Source organism: Paenibacillus alkaliterrae (genome assembly GCF_021532375.1).
In the GTDB taxonomy this organism is placed as follows: Bacteria; Bacillota; Bacilli; order Paenibacillales; family Paenibacillaceae; genus Pristimantibacillus; species Pristimantibacillus alkaliterrae.
The window spans coordinates 1-1,465 of record NZ_JAKGAP010000050.1 but is presented as its reverse complement, the minus strand read 5'-3'; the positions used below and the strand labels follow the sequence as shown (position 1 = coordinate 1,465).

The 1,465-nt window shown below is 42.8% G+C and carries 1 protein-coding gene; it reads left to right on the top strand.

From position 1 onward, the window contains the following. The first annotated feature begins 175 nt into the window (after nt 1-175). On the top strand, nt 176-1,393 hold the full coding sequence (locus L1N85_RS19285) for an IS701 family transposase (RefSeq protein ID WP_235240678.1): 1,218 nt from the start codon (nt 176-178) through the stop codon (nt 1,391-1,393). Nucleotides 1,394-1,465: the final 72 nt, after the last annotated feature.

Below are 1,465 nucleotides of genomic sequence, written 5' to 3'. Positions count from 1 at the left end.
ACTTGACTCTTGCAAAAACTTTGTCATAGAAAATCATAGGTGATTAAGTCAGAAATCAATGCTTCAACAGAACCTTTGTCGAAGCCATAAAAATAAAAGGACATCGTACCATTTTCAGCGAATTTGTTGGTCACCACAACACAACAGTTTCCAGAAAAGGGGATGTCCCAATTTCATGGTATCCGTACACTTAGCAATCGTCAAGTTTATTTTGTCTCTTCATTTAGAGTTTAGCAAACCTCAGATTCGCCATCTCATTTCGATCGTTAATGGCATTATTCTTTGTGAAGGACGCAAGAATATATCAACGATTCGTGAAGCTGCTGGTAAGCAACGTCATCTGAGCTCTACTACGCGATTTTTGAACGAGTCCCCTTGGTCCATGAATCGGATGCAAAAACGCCGGATGGAACGAATGTTGCAAACGATCCGAAATCATTCTTCGAATCGTTGTCAACGGATTGTGTTTCTTCTTCTAGACGATACGTCATGTAAGAAAGAATCCACCACTCGCCGAATGGAAGGATTAGACTTCCACTACTCTCACGAGAATGGAAGAAGCGTGTGGTCACATTGTATCGTCACGATGCATATCGTCTCTGAAGGGAACTCTTTCGCTTGGGATTACCGCCCGTATTTCCGGGAGAAATACTGCGAAGATCATCAGCTGACATTCAAAAGTAAAAACGAATTAGCCATGGAGATGATTGAAGCCTTTCCAACAGATGAATCGGAGCGTGTCTATGTTCTTGCAGACAGTTGGTATACGAGTCGCGATCTACTGGATGCCTGCAATGCTCGTGGGTTTCATGTCATTGCAGCTGTCAAATCGAATCGAACGATCTGCCCTGCAGGTATTCGGACATCGATGTCCGACTTCGCAGCAACATATATCGATAACGCGGATCTCTGCTCCGTAACCGTGGAGAACAAACGTTACCGTGTATATGCCTACGAAGGACCGCTTGCGGATACAGAAAATGTTCAGGTGTTATTATCCTGGGAAGGCAAGTTTGACGCCACAGTGTGCCCGTTTTGTATCGTGTGTACGGATCTCAGCTTGGATCTCGTTACGATCCTAAGCTATTACCGTATACGCTGGCACATTGAAACGGGATACCGTTACTTCAAAGAATTGCTTGGCTTTGATCAATACCAATTGCTTTCATTTAAGGGCATTAATCGTTATTGGGCTATTCAATTTCTGACCCAAAATCTCTTAGAGTTTCAAAGGATGAAATGGTCTGAACCTTCAGCCAAGTTAACGCTTGGTGATGTGGTTCGAAGATTTCGTCATGAGCATAAGGGACAATTAATGCTGTATGTCTTTGAACAAGCGATGCAGAAGAAGCCGCTGTTCGACATATTACGAGATCTGAAGATGATCTCATAACACCCTTAAGACCGCTAACACTACCAGTCTGTCTGTTTTAAGTTCAGATTATTATTTTTGCAAGAATCAAGT